This is a genomic window from Telluria sp. AC161 (genome assembly GCF_979258535.1).
The window spans coordinates 3,859,603-3,877,447 of the sequence record NZ_OZ409861.1 but is presented as its reverse complement, the minus strand read 5'-3'; the positions used below and the strand labels follow the sequence as shown (position 1 = coordinate 3,877,447).

Below are 17,845 nucleotides of genomic sequence, written 5' to 3'. Positions count from 1 at the left end.
CGCTCACGCATGCCCCCGCAGGCGTACATCGACGAGGCCTGGTTCGCGCGTGAGCGCGAACTGCTGTTCAAACCGTTGTGGCAGTTCGTGGGCCTGAGGGTCATGCTGGACAAGCACAACGCCTTCATCACGCGCACGCTGTTTGGCATCCCGGTCGTGGTCCAGAACTTTCATGGCGAACTGCGCGCATTCGAAAACATCTGCCCGCACCGGCAAAATCCGATCCAGGTCGCGCCGCATGGCGTGCGGCCGCTGTTTTGCGGCTACCACGGCTGGAGTTTCGACCGCGAGGGCGCCACGCGCATCCCGCACGAGGCCGCGCTGTACCGCTTCGCGCCAGAAGAGCGGGCCTGCATCCATCTGCGCCGCTTTGCGCTGGAAGTCGTCGGCAACCTAGTGTTCGTGTGCCTGGCCGAAACGCCCCTGCCGATCAGGCAGCAGTTCGGCGCGGCCATGCTCGCGTCGCTCACGGCGTCGTCGCTGGCCTACGACAGCGAAGTGATCATGACGACCTACGAGGGCCACTTCAACTGGAAGCTGGCCTACGAAAACCTGCGCGACGGCCACCACCCGCGCTACCTGCATGCGCGCTCGCTGTACCAGGACGTCAAGTTCGAGGCCAGCATCAGCGAAGAGGGCGTGGCGGGCCTGCGCCGCCTGCAGCAGGCTGGCATCGCCGACCGCAACCGCGCATTGGGCCTGATGCGCAGCTTCAGCGGCGGCGGGCGCGATGCGCCGATGGCGGCACCCCCGGACGAGCCGTACCACGCCCACGTCGAGCGTTACCGCGACCAGGACTGGTACTACAACTGGCTGGCGTTCCCGAACCTGCACATCGCGTCGGCCAATGGCGGCCATGCCTTCATCATCGAGCACCACATCCCGGTGGCGGCCGGGCGTACCGACCTGGTGGTGTACTACCTGACAGCGAAGAAGAAGCAGCCGTACGCGTCGTCGGCCGCGGTGCTCCATGCGCACATGATGGGCGCCGATGTCGTCATGCGCGAAGATATCGAGGTGATGGAACAGATCCAGCGCACGCTGCACCCGGGGGCGCGCTCGCCCCATCTGGGCGATTACGAATACATCAACGCCAGCCTGGAGTTCTGGTACCTGGACCTGATGGAGGGGAACTTTGCCTTGTAAGCACGTGATCGGTCACGGGCCGGAACTGGCGCGCGCACTGGCGGCGTGGCGCTCTGTTGCGCCAGCCGCCGTGCTGGAGCTGCGGCCGCTGGAACTGGACCCGACTGCCGGCCAGGCGGCGCTGGCGGCAGCGCTGGACGGTCTCGATGGCCTCGACGGCGAAGGCGCTAGCGCTTTCGTCGCACTCGACGCGCGCTTCCTGAACGGCATGCGCCTGGACCTGATGGCAAGCCTGCGCCTGCGCGGCATCGCCATGCCGGCGCTGGTTGAACCGGGCGCCCTGGTGGCCGCTGGCGTGCGCATGGACGACAACTGCTGGATCGGCGCCGGCGCGATCATCCAGCATGGCAGCCGGATTGGTTTCAACACCGTGATCGGCGCCGGCGCCATCGTCGGCAGCGGCGTCACGGTCGGCCACTCGGTCTGGATCGACGAGGGCGTGGTGGTCGGCCGCGGTGCGCGCGTCGGCGCCCAGGTCACGCTCGGCCTGGGCGTGATCGTCGGGCATGGGCGCCAGATCGGCAAGCTGTCCATCGTCGACAAGGCGGGGCGCATCGAGCAGGACATCGCCGCCAGGACCTTCATCCACGCGACCCATGCCCAGCCGATCGTCATCATCGGCGCCTAACTGAAATCCTGGCGGTTCGAGAACAGCAGCTGCGTGTCGTACAGGCTCGATGAGTAGTGGCGCAGCGCCACGTGCTGGTAGCGGGTGATGTCGTCCATCGTGGCCAGCAGTTCCGGGATGTCCTTCGCATAGTGGTAGGCCGAGATGGTCATGTCCGGCTTGCAGGTGGCGATCGTGCGCGCGCCGCCCTTGAGCACTTGCGCCTCCCAGCCTTCGACATCGATCTTCATGACCGTGGCTTCATCGACGACGCTGTCGACGGTCATGATCTTCATCGTGGTCTTGACGCCCCCGCCAGCGAAGTTGCTGCCGAAACGGTTGTCCGGGTTTTCGTAGAAATCGACCTCGCCATCTTCTGCGCCCAGGCCGGCGAAATACGGGTGCACGTCAGGCAGGTGCGCAGCCAGGTTGCGCAGCGCTGCGAAGTTGGTTGCATCTGGCTCGAACGCATGCACTGCGCGGTACCGGCCACGCGCGATATGGAAGAAGTGGGCCACCGTGTCGCCGTGCGCCGCCCCGGCGTCGATAAAAATGTCGTCCGTGCCGACCTTCAGTCCGGCCCGGGTGGAAAAGCTGTTCATGAATTCACCGAGCGGGAAGGCCACTTCGATCAGTGGGTGGCGATCCAGCGTCAGGAACGCGCGCAGGCGCGCCAGCAGCGTGGTGCGCGACCAGTCGTCGCTGAAGCGCCCCGCCAGCGCGCTGAACTGGGCCAGGTTGGCCACCACGTGCTCGCGCTCCTGGCGCACGGTCTGGTAGGTGTGGACGTTATCCAGCTGATGCATCGCATACAGGCAGTCGCGCACCGGCACGCCCTGCGCTGCGACCTTCGCGGCGACCTGCTTGCCGGCGAGGTTGTCGTTGAAATCGATGACGACGATGCGTTTGCCGGCCGCGCGCGCCACCAGGTCGGCGATCTCGATGAACCCCCAGTTGACCCGCAGCGGCAATTGCTGCGCGATGCGGGTGCGTTTTTCGGGCGAGACCGAGAACACGGCGATGCCGGCAAAGTTGGGCAGGGACCTGGCGATGGTGTTGGCGCGCAGCGCAAAGCTGCCGGTATGGTCGCCCAGGAAGTAGACCTCGTCGAATGCATGCAGGTCGTCGAAGGCGGTAGCGGCGTGGCTGGCGAGCGTGTTGAAGTCGGCAAGCGTCGCATGGCGAAACGGCTGGATGGTCATGGTGTGTCCTGTGGTTCGTCAGGATGACGCGATCAGGCCGACGATGCGCTCGACGTCCTGCGCGGCGAGGGCCGGATAGATGGGAAGGCAGATGACCTGATTCGCGATCACGTTGGCGTGGGGCAGGTTCGCAGGCGCTGCCGACGGCATGGCGCTGTACATCGGGAAGTGGCTGATCAGGGGGTAGAAATACCGGCGCGCGTGGATGCCCGCGTCGTGCAGTTTCTGGTGCAGCGCATCGCGGCTGAGGGGATAGGTGTCGCGCACCAGCACCGCGAAGTAGCTGTTGTTGGCGTCGTCGCCGAGGTCGGGCATCGCATCGATGCCGGGAATGTCCGCCAGTAGGCGCCGGTAGTGCGCGGCAATCTGGCGGCGCCCTGCGAGCACGGCGTCGATGCCGCGCAGTTGCAGCAGGCCGAAGGCGGCGCTGACCTCGTTCATCTTGCCATTGATGCCGGCCGCAACGACCGTCTGCTCGTCCTGAATGCCGAAATTCCTGAGTAGATCGATGTGGCGCTTGGTGGCGGCGTCGTCGCAGATGATCGCGCCGCCTTCAAAGGTATTGAATACCTTGGTCGCATGAAAACTCAGCACCGACAGGTCGCCGTGGCGCAGGATGCTGGCGCCGTCCTGGCGCACGCCAAAGGCATGGGCCGCGTCGTAGATGACCTTCAGCCCATGCTTGCGGGCGATGCGCCCGATGGCCGCCACGTCGCACGGGATGCCGTAGCAGTGCACCGGCATGATGGCCGTGGTGTGCGGCGTGATCGCCGCTTCGATGCGGGCCGGATCGAGGTTGAACGTGAGCGGATCGATGTCGGCGAAGACCGGCTGCAGGCCATTCCACAGCAACGCGTGGCTGGTGGCGACGAACGAATACGGCGTGGTGATCACCTCGCCCTCGATGCCCAGCGCCTGCAAGGCCGTCATCAGGGCCAGCGTGCCATTGGCAAACAGCGAGATATGCGCGACGCCCAGGTAATCGCACAGCGCCGCCTCGAGCTGCTGGTGGAACTGGCCGCCGTTGGTCAGGAATTTGCTCTCCCAGATCTGCTCGAGGTAGGGAATGAAATCGTGCAGCGGCGGCAGGTGCGGCTGGGTGACGCGGAGCGGGGTTGTGGCCGGCGCCGGCACATTAGCTGGTTGCTGAGGCAGCGTTTGGTGTGGCTCGTGCTGCGGCTTGCGCTTCGGCGGCATCGGCACGTCGAAACTGGTGGCCGGCTCGCCTGCGCACCAGCGCCGCCAGATCAGCCGCAGCGCGTGCTCGACGCTGTCGGCGATCCGGTTCATGGGGCCGGACGTGGTGGGCGGGAAGCGGTCGCGCATGCCGGCGCGCAGCGCGGCCAGTGCGGGCAGGTCGCTGCACGCGGCCGCGCCCTTTGCGGCAAAGTCGGCGGCGTCGTGCGCGATGAACTGCGGCAGCGCATTGTGTTCGAGGATGCAGGCCGTCTGGCGGCCGGCGGCGGTCTCGCCCGCGAGCGTGAGCGTGGGCACGCCCATCCACATCGCGTGCAGCGTCGTCGTGCCGCCCGAGTACGGGAAGGTGTCGAGGCAGATGTCGACCTCGTTGTGCAGGGCCAGATAGTCGTGCATGCCGGTGCGGCCATGAAAGCGCAGGCGCTCCGGCGCGATGCCTTCTTCGCCGAACCACGGCAGCAGGCTCTCGTGGCCGTGATCGGGCAGGCCGGCCACGAGCAGTCGCGCAGTGGGCACGGCGCGCAGCAGGCCGGCCCAGGCGGCGACCACGTCGCGGCTGATCTTGCTGAGGCGATTGAAGCTGCCGAACGTGACGTACCCATAGACCAGCGCCGGGGGCGCGACGACATCGGGCGCGTCGGCGGCCGGCTGGAACGGCGCCGAGACCGGCAAGCGAAGAAGTTTTTCGGTGAACAGGTGGTCGTACTGGCCGGCCGGCAGGATGAAGCGGTCGGTCAGGTAGTAATCCATCGCTGCCAGGCCCGTGGTGCCCGGGTAGCCGATCCAGGTCGCCTGCAGCGGCGCCGGCTTGCGCGCGAACACGGGCAGCCGGTTGTGGGCAGTGTGGCCGGCCAGGTCGATCAGGATGTCGATGCCGTCGGCGACGATCTGAGCGTCCAGCGCGCTGTCATCCAGGCCGGCCACGTCGCGCCACTGCGCCATGTGACCGCGCAGGCGCGCGGTGACCGCATCGTGCACCGGATAGTTGTAATAGGCGTAGAGCGCCAGGCCGGGCCGGCCCGCCAGGCGCGCCAGCAGCGGTTCGATGAACGCGGCCACCGCGTGGTTGCGCAGGTCGGCCGAGACAAGGCCGACGCGCAGCGTGCGCTCGGGGTCCGGCGTGTTGTCCCAGGCGGCACGCGGCGCCCCGATGCGCGCTTCGAGCTGCTGCCCGAACGCGCGGTGCGCGGCGAACAGCGCATCGGGACCGATGCTGCTCACCTGGCTCATGCAGAACAGCATATTGCTGTGCGCATCGGTGTTATGCGGATCGCGCGCCAGCACGCCGCGGTAGGCCTCGACCGCCTCGAGCGCGCGGCTTTGATGCTGCAGGATCATCGCGAGCGTATTGCCGGCCTGCGCATGCGCCGGATCGAGCGCGAGCGCGGTGCTGGCGCTGGCATGCGCTTCGTTGAGGCGCCCGGCGTCGAGCAGCGTGAGCGCCATGTGGTTGTGGGCGTTGGCATCGTCGGCCCGCAGCGCGACGGCGCGTTCGAGCACGGCCTGCGCGTCGGCCAGCCGGCCTGCGCTCCGCAGCAGCAAGCCCAGGTTGCTCAGCGCCTCGGCATCGTCCGGCGCGTACTGCACGGCCACCTGCATCGACTCGAGCGCCTGCTGCAGATTGCCCTGCAGATGATGGATGCCGCCCAGCAGCTTGTAGCCGAACGGATGCTGTGGAAACTGCCCGGTTAAAAACTGCGCCGCATAGCCCGCTTCGTCCAGGCGCCCGGATGCGAACAGCGCAGTGGCGGCGGCGATGGTTTCGGGGTCTGGCGTGCCGGTCGTCGCCAGTTGCTGTTCGAACGCATCGACTTCCGGCCCGGCCAGACCGTGGCTGCGACCGAGTGCAATCAAGTCGGTCGCCGTGGCGAACTGGCGCGCGGCGATCAGCGCTTCGATGTAGGCGAGCCAGTAGCGGTCTTCGTCCGTAGCGCCCTGCAGGGCCTGGGTCAGGTGCGGGATCGCGGCGGCCAGGTCGCCGGCCTGGCGCGCCAGCAGGCCCAGGCCAAAATGGGCTTCGGCATGGCCGGGGGCGAGGTCGAGCACGGCGCGGTACAGCGCCTCGGCCTGCGCCGGCTGGCCGGCCGAGGTTTCGTGCGCGGCGGCCTGCAATGCGTCATCGACGAGTTGCCGGACCGGGTCGCTGGGGGGAGTGTGCTGTGGTTCCATGGATGCGGGCGGTAGCCTTTGCATAGCAAGAGAACGTACAAGAAACACGGAGGTGACGACCGGCGCAGGGGCAATGAAGAGCACCGGCAGGATTGTTCTACAGAATCATTGAACACGATAGATCATGCTCTTGCCACGGTCAAGAACCGGCCGCATGCGACTGTCTCTGGAGCGTAACATGCACACATGATAAGCTGGTTCATTCTGCAAAAAAGGTGAGTTCATGAGCGCGTTGGTGAGGACGGGGATTGTGGGGCTGGACGAGATCCTGCACGGTGGCATCCCACGCAATAACAACCTGCTCGTCGAAGGGCCGCCCGGTGCGGGCAAGACGACGCTGGGCCTGGGCTTCATTTACCGCGGCGCCGTCGATTTCGACGAGCCGGGCGCCATCGTCTCGTTCGAGCTCGACCCGGCCAAGCTGCTGCGCGACGCCGCCGGCTTCGACTGGGACCTGCAGGGCATGATCGACCAGGGCCGCATCAAGATCATCCAGACCAGCCCGGCCGTGCTGATGAGCGAATTTCGCAGCAGCGACGGCGCGTTTTCGGCCGCACTGACGGCGATGGGCGCCAAGCGCCTGCTGATCGACGGCCTGACGCCACTACGCCTGTACGCCGAAGGCAACGACATCCCGTTCCGCGAAGACGTGCACCTGCTGATCGAGGGGCTCACGCGCCTGGGCGTGACGACGATGGTCACGGCCGAAAAGGATGCGTCGCTCGGCGGCGTGCTGGCGCACGAGCGCTTCGTGTTCGACACCATCATCTCGCTGACGTTCGAGGAATCGCGCCGCCGCGTGCATCGCCGCCTGACGGTGGCCAAGTCACGCGGCCAGGATTTCATCGGCGGCAGCCACACCATGCGCATCGAGGCGCATCAGGGCGTGCACGTGTACCGCCGCGCCCAGTCGCGCCCGGTCATGTCGCCCGACCAGCCGACGTCGGAAGAACGCCTGTCGACCGGCTCACCCGCCATCGACAAGATGATGGACGGCGGCATCTACAAAGGCTCGGTGACGCTGGTCAGCGGCATTTCCGGCACCGGCAAGACAGTGCTCAGCGTGCAGTTCCTGAGCGACGCGATCAAGAACGGCCACAAGGCGCTCTTGGTGAGCCTGGACGAACACGCACGCCAGTTGATGCGCAACGCCAAGCCCCTGGGCTTTGATCTGCAGGCGCTGGTCGATGCGGGCGACCTGTTCATCCATTACGAGTCGCCACTCGAACTCGAGCTGGACGTGCACTTCGACCGCATCATCAAGCTGGTGGAAAAGGAAGGCATCGACTGCGTGGTGTTCGATTCGATCGCCGTGTATGAAATGACCAGCCGCAGCGAAGTGGCCGATTACCTGTACGCGCTGGCGAGCTTCTTCAAGAACCGGCTGGCCACGACGCTGTTCAACTACGAAAGCCCCGAGCTGCTGGGTGTATCGCAGATCAGCGAAGAGCTCAAGGGCTCGCACTTGGTCGACAACATTATCCTGCTCAATTACGTCGAAATCTCTACCGTGCTGCGCCGCGCGCTGGCCGTGCCGAAAGTGCGCGGCAGCCGCAACCTGCAAGTGACGCGCGAGTACACGATCGACGTGGGCGGCCTGATCCTGAAGGACGATAGCGACAGCAATACCCAGGCCGTCCCGCAACTGCCGTTCTCGTCGTATTACGGTCTGCTGTCGCGTTCGCCATCGCGCCAGAGTCCGATGATCGAGGAAGCCGTCGCCAATGGCGAGCCCTTGCCCGAGTCGACGCACCAGCCGGTCGAAACCGACCGGTGATTACCGTCGACCTGCCCGACAAGCCGCCCATCGACTGGGACGACTGGCGCGCGCCGCTGCGCCAGTACACCGAGGCGACCGGGCTGGTGACATCCGTCTACGACGCGGCCGGCGTGCGCCGCATCGGGCCGCTGACCGCGTCGCGCATGTCGACCTTCCTCGCCGAGCAGTCGACGCTGTGGGCCGAGGATGGCCCCGGCACGGCGCTCGAGCGCAGCCTGGCGCGCGACGTCTGCCAGCAGGGCACGCCAGCGGCCAGCGAATTCAGCGAAGGCTTCTGCGTGCGCGCGTTGCCGCTGCTCTTGCACGGTAACGTGTATGGCGTGCTGGTGTTCGGCTGGCGCTTTGCCGATTTCAGCTCACCGCTGGCCTGCGAGCGCATCGGCCGGCAGATCGGCGTGTCGGGCCATCTGCTGTGGAGCGAGGTGCGCCTTGACGCGCCGGTATCGGCGCAGCGCATGGCCACCTACGAAACCCTGCTGCTTACGCTCTCGGGCACGCTCGACCGGCAGCGCGAAACCATCGACGACCTGACGCGCGTGAACCGCACGCGCGAGCTGTTCCTGGCAACCGTCTCGCACGAGATGCGCACGCCGCTGTCAGCGCTGTCGATGCGCATCGAGCTGATGCTGCGCACGATTCCCGATTTGCCAGAGAAGGCCGTTAGCGGCCTGGAATCCATGCGCGTGCACGTGCGCCAGGAGGCCGGCATGGTCGACGACCTGATCGACGCTGCGCGCACGCTGACCGGGCAGATGTCCATCGTGCGCAAGCCGATCGTGCTGGGGCAGGTGCTGCGCGACGCCATCGCCACGGTGGAGCCGCACGCGCATGCCAAGCAGATCCTGATGCAGGTGACGCCAGCCGATTACGGCGCCGATATCCGCTTCGAGGCCGATGGGCAGCGGCTGCAGCAGGTGTGCTGGAATCTGCTGTTCAATGCGGTCAAGTTTACGCCGGTTGGTGGGGTGATTCGCATTGGTATCCGCCGCAGCGGGGGATGGGTCGAGATCGATATCGCGGATTCAGGGCAGGGGATCGAGGCGGACGATCTGCCGCATGTGTTTGGCGCGTTCAAGCTGCAGCAGCATGACAATGCGACCGGACTGGGACTGGGCCTGTATATCGCGCGGCGGATTGTGGAGCTGCATGAGGGGACGCTCAGTGTCAGTAGTGAGGGAAGGGGACGGGGGGCGACGTTTGCGATTCGGTTGCCGGTTAGGGGGGCTGGGGTGGCGATGCCCGAGGGGCCAGACGGCAGATAGCGAAAACCCGCGTTTCTGCGTAGACAGCGGGTTTTTTGCGTGATACGAATACGTGGGCTAGGTAGGTGGTGCTCCAGCCTGAATGCGAAATCTTTTGAAACCCGCATAGTTACTGAGGGCTGTCGATTTCTGGATAGTTATGGATGCACTTATGGATGAAAAGATGATTCCGTATCTATAACTATCTGCAGTTCGGTACCTAAGTTTGAGCGCACGTTCGAAATATTTTTCTGTTGTTTTAATGCAACCAGATACGTAACTCCCTTTTATGATATTGAATTACAAATGCTAGCTTACTCGGCAGCATTATTGCAGCTTTATCAGAACACCCTTTGAGCGAGTTGCACGGCCTGCTTTTTCGCTCGCGCCTAATTTCTTCGCAACAGAGCAATGGTCGTCATCCACCATTGTTCTCTGATTCGGACTGCTGGCAACTAAGTGTCGTGATCTACTGTAAATTGATCATTGATTCCAATAAAACCCTTAGTTCGGTGGCTAGCTCAACCCCGTTTGGAATTGTTAGCCTGTCAAGTTTTTTTTCGTTCAGTCCAGCTTTTTTTAATACGTTTTTTAGGTGCCCTATAAGAGCTTTTCCATGCACTGTAGCAATCGTACCTTGACCCTGTTCCCAAAGCTCACTTGACGCTGGAGAACCCCCATCTTCGTTAAGAACTCGAAGATTTACTTTTCGTTTTTCCCAGAATTTTTTCTTTGCACCATCACATAAATTGATTGCCTCTTGAATCATATCTTCAGCCTGTGCCTCTGAAATTCCGTAAAGAGCACTTAAATAATTTGGCTGGCAAAAATAGCTCTCAACATCAGCATTTTCAGTAATCCAGACTTCAACCCCATCATGTTTGTATCGCTCAGCCCACTTGCGCTTTTCAACGGCCGTCATAAAATCGCCGTCTCTGTGAATTAGTACCTTAACACCGAAGGAATTGTCGTCAAGAAATCCTGTAAGTAGTGCTTTTCGCGGCAGGTTATCGACACCATAACAACGACAGATAGAAACTTGCCGTTGCAGTTTGGGCCACTGGCGAAGCAGGGCACGCGTATGCTGGTCGTGCTCATCCTCGACAAAGAAGAGAACTTTCTTATCTAATCCTCCCCATCCAAGCAGCGAACGTATGGAGGAACTATCTTCCTCAACTACCGCCCCTTCCTTAATCCAAACTAAATTAGCATTAGGTGATGCAGCTCGAACAATATGAGGGCTATGTGTTGTCAAAATTATCTGGGTATCAAATTCTGAAGCAGCAGCTTCAAGAGCCTCGATAAGTCTTTCTTGCTTGTCAGGATGTAAATGAGCATCTGGTTCATCCACTAGCAACAATTTAGGTCGGAAAAGTATAAGATAAGCAAAAATTTGAATCACTTGTAAGACGCCAGTTGCAGCCATCTCCAGCGGTCGCCAAGCCCCACTAAGCCGTTCATCATCAAAACTCGCCTGTATATTGATGTCTTCCCTATCGTTGAATGCAACTTCAACGTGAACATTAGGGTGGACGCTCTTAAGAAGTTCATTAAGCCTATCGAGACGAAGTAGTGCTTCAAGATTGGTATCCTCACCATCCTGTCGACTTCCAATATTGAAAAGCACATTTCTGAGCACACCCCCTGCATCCCCGCCTGATGCCTGTCGCCGAAGTAGAGGGCGAACCAGCAAAGCCTCCTTCTCTGCAAGGCCTGCTAAGCCTGGAATATAGGCCGTAATAAGCTTTTCTCTCTGTTTAAAAGGAGTAACAGCGCTGCCACCGTCAATTTGAACAGAAATAGCACCACGATTGCGAGCAGCCCGGATGCGAATATGTGCAGCTTGCCCAACTGCACCTGCTGCGGCTACGTGCCTTATTACGACTGTTGTAGGTTCTGCGCCATCGCTCGATAGTTCTTGTTTGTGTGCTGTCATAAGTGGTTCGCTAGATGGTAGGTAATCCAGTCGCTCAAATGACACCACCTCAGTTTGCTTTTGAGGCGCAATATAACTGGCGGCCCGAGCAGCCCAATGAATTGCTTGCAACACTGATGACTTTCCAGACCCATTTGGTCCGACCATAATGGTGACATCAGATAGCGGCAATGTTAATTTGTCAATCGCTTTAAAATTTCCTATTTCAATTGATTCAACCTTGCTCCATCGAATCGTTTTTTCTGTTGAGAATTCGGTTCCTGGCGTCAGGCTGGCGATAGAGACGTCGGTAACGGTCGGAACAATTGTCTCAGCTTTAACTAGTGCCTCTCTCGGAACGAAGGTTCTTTTCTTATGAACTTCAACTTGGATTGTTCTCGCTTTTCCATTTGCATCCCTCTGCTTAACCTCGTTGGTCTCTTTTCGCGAGACTTGGATCTTCTTCTTATCCAAAGCAGCACCATGGGTTTGGCGAAGATGGTATAACAACTTGTTCTTATCGTCATGCGATAACGAATCAGCTATGCTGTCCTTCAGTACGCCTGCAGCGCGCAACTGCGTAATAAGCAGGTCTGCCGGAATTTTCAGTTCGGTGGCAAATTGACCAACAGTTTGACTAGCCATTATATTTTAATGTTGTATTAATAAGTGAATTTGACCGCTATTCTCGCTTGCTTGCAGATTTTTTTGGAGTGGCATCAATCACGACAATAGCGGAAGCGATCTCTCCAGATTCAATACGGTCTGCACGTATTTTTTCAATTGCAAGTAATTTATTTCCCAAGTCGCCGTAATCAATTATCACAAAAATTCCGAAAAATGTTTTTGCTGCTTTCTTATAAAATTCAAGTTGTTTTTCGTATCCATGCTTGACTGTGCCATTTGATCGCTTAATTTCGACAAGAACTCTGGCATCATATCCTTTGCTGAATTTGAAATCGATAGGGCCTCCTCCCATATTGGCTTCAGGAGAAATGTCAATATTATTCGCCTTGCAAAAACAGTCGGCAATCGCAAAGTAGATCAATTGAGAAGCTCTCTCTCTCTTGGGTTTCCCATTTTCCCATAGCGCTTCCCATAAATTTCCATTTTCGACGTGATGTTTGAAATATCCTATAGTTTCATGTACCAGTTCGACGATTTTTTCAGGTCCCTCTGAAAAGTCGAACTTTGTCCCTATTTTGAATGAATCAAGGTCTGACTGAAGGACTTCTTTTAGCTTTTGATATCCGAGAGAATCTTCTTTTTGATCATAAGGTTGCGTGTAGTCCTTGATTGCCTTTAAAAATGAATTAAATAAATCGACTGACTCCAATGCGGTTCGGCGAATTGCTTCCTTGCGTTCCGCTGCCGTTGTTTTTTCGGGGTGCGCTAGGAATGAATTTACTTTATCACGTATCTTTTGATTGAAAGAAATTGCTGCGTATATTTCAGATGGATCGTTTGAGATTGGTAACTCGCGGACTATGTCACTTGGTACCAGTAAAAAATATTTTTTCTTTCCTCCACCGATATCAAATGATGGAAGGCTAAACTGACTTTCTTCATTTTTGTCACTGGTTGGAATGTTATTAGTTAAGCAAAAAATCTCTGTGATCTCAGAAAGTTGATCTGCAATTACTCGGGTCGTAAAGTCGCTAATGGTATCCGGTCCTACGTTTTCTTCGAAGAAACCCATAAGGCCTAGCATTTCGGGATCTTTGCTTCCTAACGTAATAATCTCTTTCGCAGTCCTGACTATCTTGTCTCTGATTTCGTTTGGTCTAGAGCTTCCCGATCTCCCACTCCCTCCGTATCCTAATCCATTGTCGCCAGGTTCGCTAAGGTCTAGTAAGCGTTGCGCGGCCCTCCATGCAGCATCACCTTCTTGCTCAGAAATAACTAACAATCGCAAAAAATCGCTGAAGTGTCTCCTAAAATTAGGTAAGGCCTTATCTTTAATTATCGAGTTCGAAGACTTTTCCAATAATGTTGGATCGATGAAGAGTTGAGTATCTACGTTCAGAAATGGATCGATTAAACCCGCCGTTTCTAGGGCACTTGGTTCTAATCCGAAATGAGTAGAAAATAAAATGGGGTTCTGTACTTTTGCCATCGCTCGAAGATATTTTCTTTTCTAATTTGAATGGATCAAGATACTATTGTATCTTAATAATATTTACATTCTATAGGGTTTGACGCTCCGCAGCTTAAAGTTGTTCTACATTACCCCCAACGCTTTAGAGAACAATCTAGGACTTTCATATCCAGAATCGCTCAGCGACGCCGGCCGATCGTCGAGGAAAATATTTCTTTTTGGTAGGTAACTAATAGTAATTTAAAAAAAATAACTTCGTCAAGAAATTGAACGTTTGGGGTACGAAAAATTACTTTTATTGAGTGCTTGGTCAGCTTATTTTGAGGACAGCGATGTCTTTGAGCTATGGCGCGTAAGCGCTACGCCACCCAGAACAGGCGGTGTAAGGTTGACCTATGAGGAAGCGTTTGCCAAAACAGGTCAGGTCATTTGGACCTGTCATGTGCGGGGTCGTCTGCACCTAGAATTGGTGCGGATTCTGAGGGATGTGAGGCATGACTAGAGCAATTTCGGGCTAGTAGCGCCAGGAAAAGAAGTCAATCCTAACCTAGTCATCTCGCGGCTGGGTTAGAACCTTATCGCGATTTGGAAAGAGCGCTGCGCACTTTTTCAAGTTGCTGTGCTGCGGCCTGTCGCGTGATCGGCTTGCCGGTCAACTATTCGTAACGAGTTACGAATAGTGGTGCGCTTTCAGTCCCGACCACAAGTGCACAGCGCCAAAGCACGTAGCGGCGTTGTACTTTCATCAACGCTTCAATCTCGGTAAAGGTGGCCGTCCGGTGCACAGTTCGCATGTCGTCTTGCAGCCCTTAAACACGCGACAGCTAGTGCTTCGGTCTTGGTAACGAACTTCGTTTGGGGCTCGAGCGCAGAAGCGCATTCCCACTGCTGTCGCTCAGTCAAGCTAAGAGCCGACAACAAAAATCATTTTCAGGTCTGACATTTGAAAAAAGACTCACTTTTGAACGAGCCAAGTCAGAGTCCGCGGTTTAAATTTGACGTTCTTCCATATCTACAAAACTGAATGAGTGCATTCCGTATAGCCTAGACTCCCTAAACAATGTTTTTAAGAGACGAGTAGGTTTGACTACGTTGAGTTCGTCTCTAAATGTCAGACCTGATCCCGAAGTTATTGACCCAGCGTTTTGACCCGACATCCAATGTTTTGCCACGCAGGGGAAATTTGCGACTCGGTTACCGGTGGCTGCCCTAAACGGCGTGCGTATGATAATGCTGAGGCCGGATAGCAAAAAACCCGCGCTTCCTGAGAAGATAACGGGTTTTTAACGTAATACGAATGCATGATGCGAGTAGGTGGTGCCTCCGGCCGGAATCGAACCGGCACGCCTTACGGCGCTTGATTTTGAGTCAAGTGCGTCTACCAATTCCGCCACAGAGGCCCAATCGCAGGCGGGCATCTTAGCACATCGATTGCTCAGCTGGCCAGTGTGCTGCGAAATTCGCTGTGAGGGCCGCCATATGGACACCCCAACAGCAAGCGCCACGCTGGCTAACAAGTCATCCGATGCTGCAACAACCGCAAGCTCCCCATCGGTCCGACGATCTCCAGCACATGCTCGCGCACTGCGACATCGATCGCACCTTCCTGCCCGCGCAGCCAGGGGCGTGGGCGGAAGTAGCGGATGCTGGTGCTGTCGGCGGCCGTGCGCCGGTAGCCAAGCGCCCCCAGCGCTTCGTCGAGCCTGTCAATCATCTGGCAAGCATCGACGCGGCTGCGCATTTCAAAGCGGCCGGGGCCCAGCATGCAGACGGGGAGCAGGCCGCCGACCACGGCGGGCACCACGAGGAACGGCATCGGCGTGCCGGGATCGATCAGGTGCAGGGCCAGTACCAGTAGCGGCAACCCGGCCAGCAATGTGAGCGCCCATGGCAGCGACTGGCGCCAGGTATCGATGCGCTGCAGGAAGCCAGGGCGTTTCCCGATACGCTCGATTTCAGAAAATGTCACGCTGTTCATGCTGCTCTCCCTGGCTGCCTGCATCAGTCCGTGTTCGCGCCGATCAAGAAAACTGGTGCAATATCCAGCCAACTATTATTTGAATCGTCATCGACTTGATCATTGTGACGAGCGCTCAGAGGCTGACGTTTGACTGCGCGCAAACACGCATTCGTTGAAGCCAGCTTCTCATAAAGACAACACTTGCCGCGCACAGGTGGATTTCAGCCAGTCATTGGCCCAGAACGAACAAGCCGCACAGAAGTGCGGCTTGTGGGGGAAGTGCTCAGGGCTTCTGGCGGAAGAGCCGGAAGCGTTCGTCGCGGTCCGATGCCCTCCGGCCTTCCCACAGCGGCACCGCGTCGCGCACGTTCCACTTGGGCAGCAGGGTCGCGTCGCGGCGGTTGCGCAGGCTGTCTTGCAGCAGCACGTAGTCGCACTTGCCGCCGGCCAGCGTGACGAATGGCAGGCGGCCGTAGAAGGCCAGCGAGGCGCGCTGGGCGGCGCCGACGTTGGTGGCGATGCAGTTGGCATCCGCTGGCAGGCGGGCGGCGATCTGCTGGGCCACGCCGGCGTAGCTTTTGCCGTAGTTCAGGTCGGGCAGGAACAGCGTCATCAACAGCACCCACAGCAGGATCAGGCCGCCGGAGGACAGCACCACGGCGCGCCACAGCACCGCCGGCTGGCGCGACAGGCGCCAGTGCACCAGCATGATCCAGCCGACGCTGGCGCCGGCCGCAACGATGAAGGTGACCACGCCGATTTCGGGCGTGAAGCCCGGCACCAGCTTGAGCGCGTTCTTGGCCAGCTGCGCCGGCCAGCCGGTCAGCTTGGCGATCCAGAACAGCCAGATGATCGCGCTCAGCATCGTCAGCACCATCACCGAGAACCAGTCGATGGCGTTGATCGCGCCACGCTTCATCGTTGGCAGACCAAAAGCGGCCATCAGTGCCAGCGGCGGCAGCATTTTCAGGAAGTCGCTGTTTTCGGGCGCGGGGTCGGCCAGCAGTTGCAGCACCAGTGCCAGGAAGAAGAACACGGGCAGCACGATGTGCAGCATCTGCTGGCGGCGCCAGGCCCAGACTGCCCACAGCGCGAATGGCCAGGCTGGCCAGAAGAACCAGATGCCGATCCGGAAGAAGGCTTTCAGCGCTGGCCAGCCGGGCAGGCCGATCTGGTGCGCGTTCCAGTTGAGCCAGTCAGCGACGGGCGACAGGCCGTAGGGTTGCAATACCGTGGCGGGTACAATCCAGATCAGCGTGATGGCGAAGCCGACACCGGCGGCAACGGCCAGGTCGCGCAGCGCGCGTGGCGTGGGCAGCTCGAGGTAGCGGGTGCAGGCAAACAGTGCCACGAGCAGTACCAGCGGCGGCAGGAAGCCTTGCGTGAGCGTCAGCGCGCCAAGGGCGATGCCCACCAGTACCGCGTTGCGCGTGCCGGCGAGCTCGACGTAGCGCACGGCGCGGTACAGGAAGAAGGCGAGCAGGGCGCCCTGGAGCGTCGCTGCGAGCGTCAGGTGGCTTTGCAGCAGCAGGCCCAGGCTGCCGAGGTAGATCAGGACGGCGGTATCGCCCAGCGTGCGGCCATAGTCGTCCGGTTCGGGCTGGCCGCCGAAGGCCAGGCGCAGCGGCTGCGCTTCGGCGCGGCGGCCCAGGTGAAAGGCGGTGTACCAGAGCGACATCGTGCCCAGCACGAAGATGCCGACGGTCGAGACACGTGCAGCCAGCACGTCGCCCAGCAGCCAGCCGAACAGCTTGATGCACACGGCGCCGAGCCAGAATGCGAGCGGTCCTTCATCGACGCTGGCAAGCCCGGCAATGTTCGGATACAGCCAGTCGGCCAGCGTGCCATGCGCCATCGTCCACATGATGCCGAAGCTGGCGGCGTCTTCCTTCCACAGGTCGCGGCCGATCAGGCCTGGCAGGATGTAGAACAGGCCCAGCGCAAGCAGGGCCCAGCGGGGCAGTGCCAGGGTGGCGGCGGCGGGAAGACGGACTGGTTTCATCGATAAGTCTGATGGCGGAAATGAGCGCGTAGTATAGCCGCGAAAAAAAAGAAGCCGGGTAAGCGGCTTCTTTTTTGAAGCCGGCAAAGCCGGCTGTCTGGCCAAAGCCGGTGAAGGCTTTGACGGTATTACATCGGCAATTAGCCGTTGGCGACCGAGGTCTTCGAACCAACTGCGCCGAATTTCTGGCGGAACTTCTCGACGCGGCCGGCGGTGTCGACGATCTTGTGCTTGCCGGTGAAGAACGGGTGCGATTCAGCCGACACCTCGATCTTGACCAGTGGGTATTCTTTGCCTTCGTGTTCGATCTTGTCGCGGGTGTTGATGGTCGAGCGCGTGATGAACTTGAAGTCGCACGACACGTCATGGAACACGACGTCGCGGTATTCTGGGTGAGTTTCGGTCTTCATGGTCTTGCTTTCTATAGAGTTGGTAGCCAAACAGCACTTCGTCGGTCGTCTCGCTTCTTGACCCGATTGCCGATCACTTGCCAGGGTTGGGCAGAACCGGCGATTATAAATAGGTTTT

Annotated in this window: 11 protein-coding genes, 1 tRNA gene and 2 pseudogenes; 4 read left to right on the top strand and 10 right to left on the bottom strand. The window is 59.3% G+C overall.

Going from position 1 to position 17,845, the window contains the following annotated elements:
• The first annotated feature begins 9 nt into the window (after window positions 1-9).
• Together ACZ0AJ_RS17285 and ACZ0AJ_RS17280 are read left to right on the top strand one after the other, a co-directional pair.
• On the top strand, window positions 10-1,146 hold the full coding sequence (locus tag ACZ0AJ_RS17285; RefSeq protein WP_499455736.1) for an aromatic ring-hydroxylating oxygenase subunit alpha: 1,137 nt from the start codon (window positions 10-12) through the stop codon (window positions 1,144-1,146).
• A complete protein-coding gene (locus ACZ0AJ_RS17280) occupies window positions 1,136-1,774 on the top strand; it encodes a hypothetical protein (protein WP_499455734.1) in 639 nt (212 codons plus the stop codon). The genes ACZ0AJ_RS17285 and ACZ0AJ_RS17280 overlap by 11 nt, the downstream gene beginning before the upstream one ends.
• On the opposite strand, the gene ACZ0AJ_RS17275 is transcribed toward ACZ0AJ_RS17280, so the two are convergent.
• The 3 genes and pseudogenes from ACZ0AJ_RS17275 to ACZ0AJ_RS17265 form a co-directional block, all read right to left on the bottom strand.
• Window positions 1,771-2,955, bottom strand: a complete 1,185-nt coding sequence (locus ACZ0AJ_RS17275; RefSeq protein WP_499455724.1) for an FkbM family methyltransferase — start codon at window positions 2,953-2,955, stop codon at window positions 1,771-1,773. The genes ACZ0AJ_RS17280 and ACZ0AJ_RS17275 overlap by 4 nt on opposite strands.
• A gap of 18 nt (window positions 2,956-2,973) precedes the next feature.
• Window positions 2,974-4,152, bottom strand: a complete 1,179-nt coding sequence (locus ACZ0AJ_RS17270) for a DegT/DnrJ/EryC1/StrS family aminotransferase (RefSeq protein WP_499456808.1) — start codon at window positions 4,150-4,152, stop codon at window positions 2,974-2,976.
• Window positions 4,153-4,290: 138 nt separating this feature from the next.
• Window positions 4,291-6,321: pseudogene (locus ACZ0AJ_RS17265) on the bottom strand (O-linked N-acetylglucosamine transferase, SPINDLY family protein); the annotation flags it as partial.
• A 223-nt stretch (window positions 6,322-6,544) separates the two neighbouring features.
• Here ACZ0AJ_RS17265 and ACZ0AJ_RS17260 point away from each other — a divergent pair.
• Together ACZ0AJ_RS17260 and ACZ0AJ_RS17255 are read left to right on the top strand one after the other, a co-directional pair.
• Window positions 6,545-8,098, top strand: coding sequence for an ATPase domain-containing protein (locus ACZ0AJ_RS17260; RefSeq protein WP_499455731.1), 1,554 nt, complete (start codon window positions 6,545-6,547; stop codon window positions 8,096-8,098).
• Entirely contained in the window at window positions 8,095-9,363 is a 1,269-nt protein-coding gene (locus tag ACZ0AJ_RS17255; protein ID WP_499455720.1) for a sensor histidine kinase, read from the top strand. Before ACZ0AJ_RS17260 ends, ACZ0AJ_RS17255 begins: the two co-directional genes overlap by 4 nt.
• Window positions 9,364-9,811: 448 nt before the next feature.
• Here ACZ0AJ_RS17255 and ACZ0AJ_RS17250 read toward each other — a convergent pair whose 3' ends face one another.
• The 7 genes and pseudogenes from ACZ0AJ_RS17250 to ACZ0AJ_RS17220 all read right to left on the bottom strand — a co-directional run bounded on the left by ACZ0AJ_RS17250 (window position 9,812) and on the right by ACZ0AJ_RS17220 (window position 17,727).
• Window positions 9,812-11,488: an ATP-dependent nuclease gene (locus tag ACZ0AJ_RS17250; protein ID WP_499456807.1), complete on the bottom strand. Its 1,677-nt coding sequence runs from the start codon at window positions 11,486-11,488 to the stop codon at window positions 9,812-9,814.
• A gap of 87 nt (window positions 11,489-11,575) precedes the next feature.
• Window positions 11,576-11,902 (bottom strand): annotated as a pseudogene (locus ACZ0AJ_RS17245) (translation initiation factor IF-2 associated domain-containing protein); the annotation flags it as partial.
• Window positions 11,903-11,939: 37 nt separating this feature from the next.
• Window positions 11,940-13,373: a DUF8370 family protein gene (locus ACZ0AJ_RS17240; protein WP_499455729.1), complete on the bottom strand. Its 1,434-nt coding sequence runs from the start codon at window positions 13,371-13,373 to the stop codon at window positions 11,940-11,942.
• A gap of 1,297 nt (window positions 13,374-14,670) precedes the next feature.
• Window positions 14,671-14,755: transfer RNA gene (locus ACZ0AJ_RS17235), tRNA-Leu, on the bottom strand.
• A gap of 110 nt (window positions 14,756-14,865) precedes the next feature.
• Complete coding sequence (locus ACZ0AJ_RS17230) at window positions 14,866-15,333, bottom strand: hypothetical protein (protein WP_499455727.1); 468 nt, start codon at window positions 15,331-15,333, stop codon at window positions 14,866-14,868.
• A gap of 265 nt (window positions 15,334-15,598) precedes the next feature.
• On the bottom strand, window positions 15,599-17,317 hold the full coding sequence (locus tag ACZ0AJ_RS17225; protein WP_499455725.1) for an ArnT family glycosyltransferase: 1,719 nt from the start codon (window positions 17,315-17,317) through the stop codon (window positions 15,599-15,601).
• Window positions 17,318-17,457: 140 nt separating this feature from the next.
• Window positions 17,458-17,727, bottom strand: a complete 270-nt coding sequence (locus tag ACZ0AJ_RS17220) for a type B 50S ribosomal protein L31 (protein WP_183556195.1) — start codon at window positions 17,725-17,727, stop codon at window positions 17,458-17,460.
• Between the last annotated feature and the right edge of the window lie 118 nt (window positions 17,728-17,845).

Coding starts and splice junctions, on each gene's coding strand:
- ACZ0AJ_RS17285 (WP_499455736.1), top strand. CDS start 10: ATGCCCCCGCAGGCGTACATCGACGAGGCCTGGTTCGCGCGTGAGCGC.
- ACZ0AJ_RS17275 (WP_499455724.1), bottom strand. CDS start 2,955: ATGACCATCCAGCCGTTTCGCCATGCGACGCTTGCCGACTTCAACACG.
- ACZ0AJ_RS17270 (WP_499456808.1), bottom strand. CDS start 4,152: ATGCCGCCGAAGCGCAAGCCGCAGCACGAGCCACACCAAACGCTGCCT.
- ACZ0AJ_RS17260 (WP_499455731.1), top strand. CDS start 6,545: ATGAGCGCGTTGGTGAGGACGGGGATTGTGGGGCTGGACGAGATCCTG.
- ACZ0AJ_RS17240 (WP_499455729.1), bottom strand. CDS start 13,373: ATGGCAAAAGTACAGAACCCCATTTTATTTTCTACTCATTTCGGATTA.
- ACZ0AJ_RS17230 (WP_499455727.1), bottom strand. CDS start 15,333: ATGAACAGCGTGACATTTTCTGAAATCGAGCGTATCGGGAAACGCCCT.
- ACZ0AJ_RS17225 (WP_499455725.1), bottom strand. CDS start 17,317: ATGAAACCAGTCCGTCTTCCCGCCGCCGCCACCCTGGCACTGCCCCGC.
- ACZ0AJ_RS17220 (WP_183556195.1), bottom strand. CDS start 17,727: ATGAAGACCGAAACTCACCCAGAATACCGCGACGTCGTGTTCCATGAC.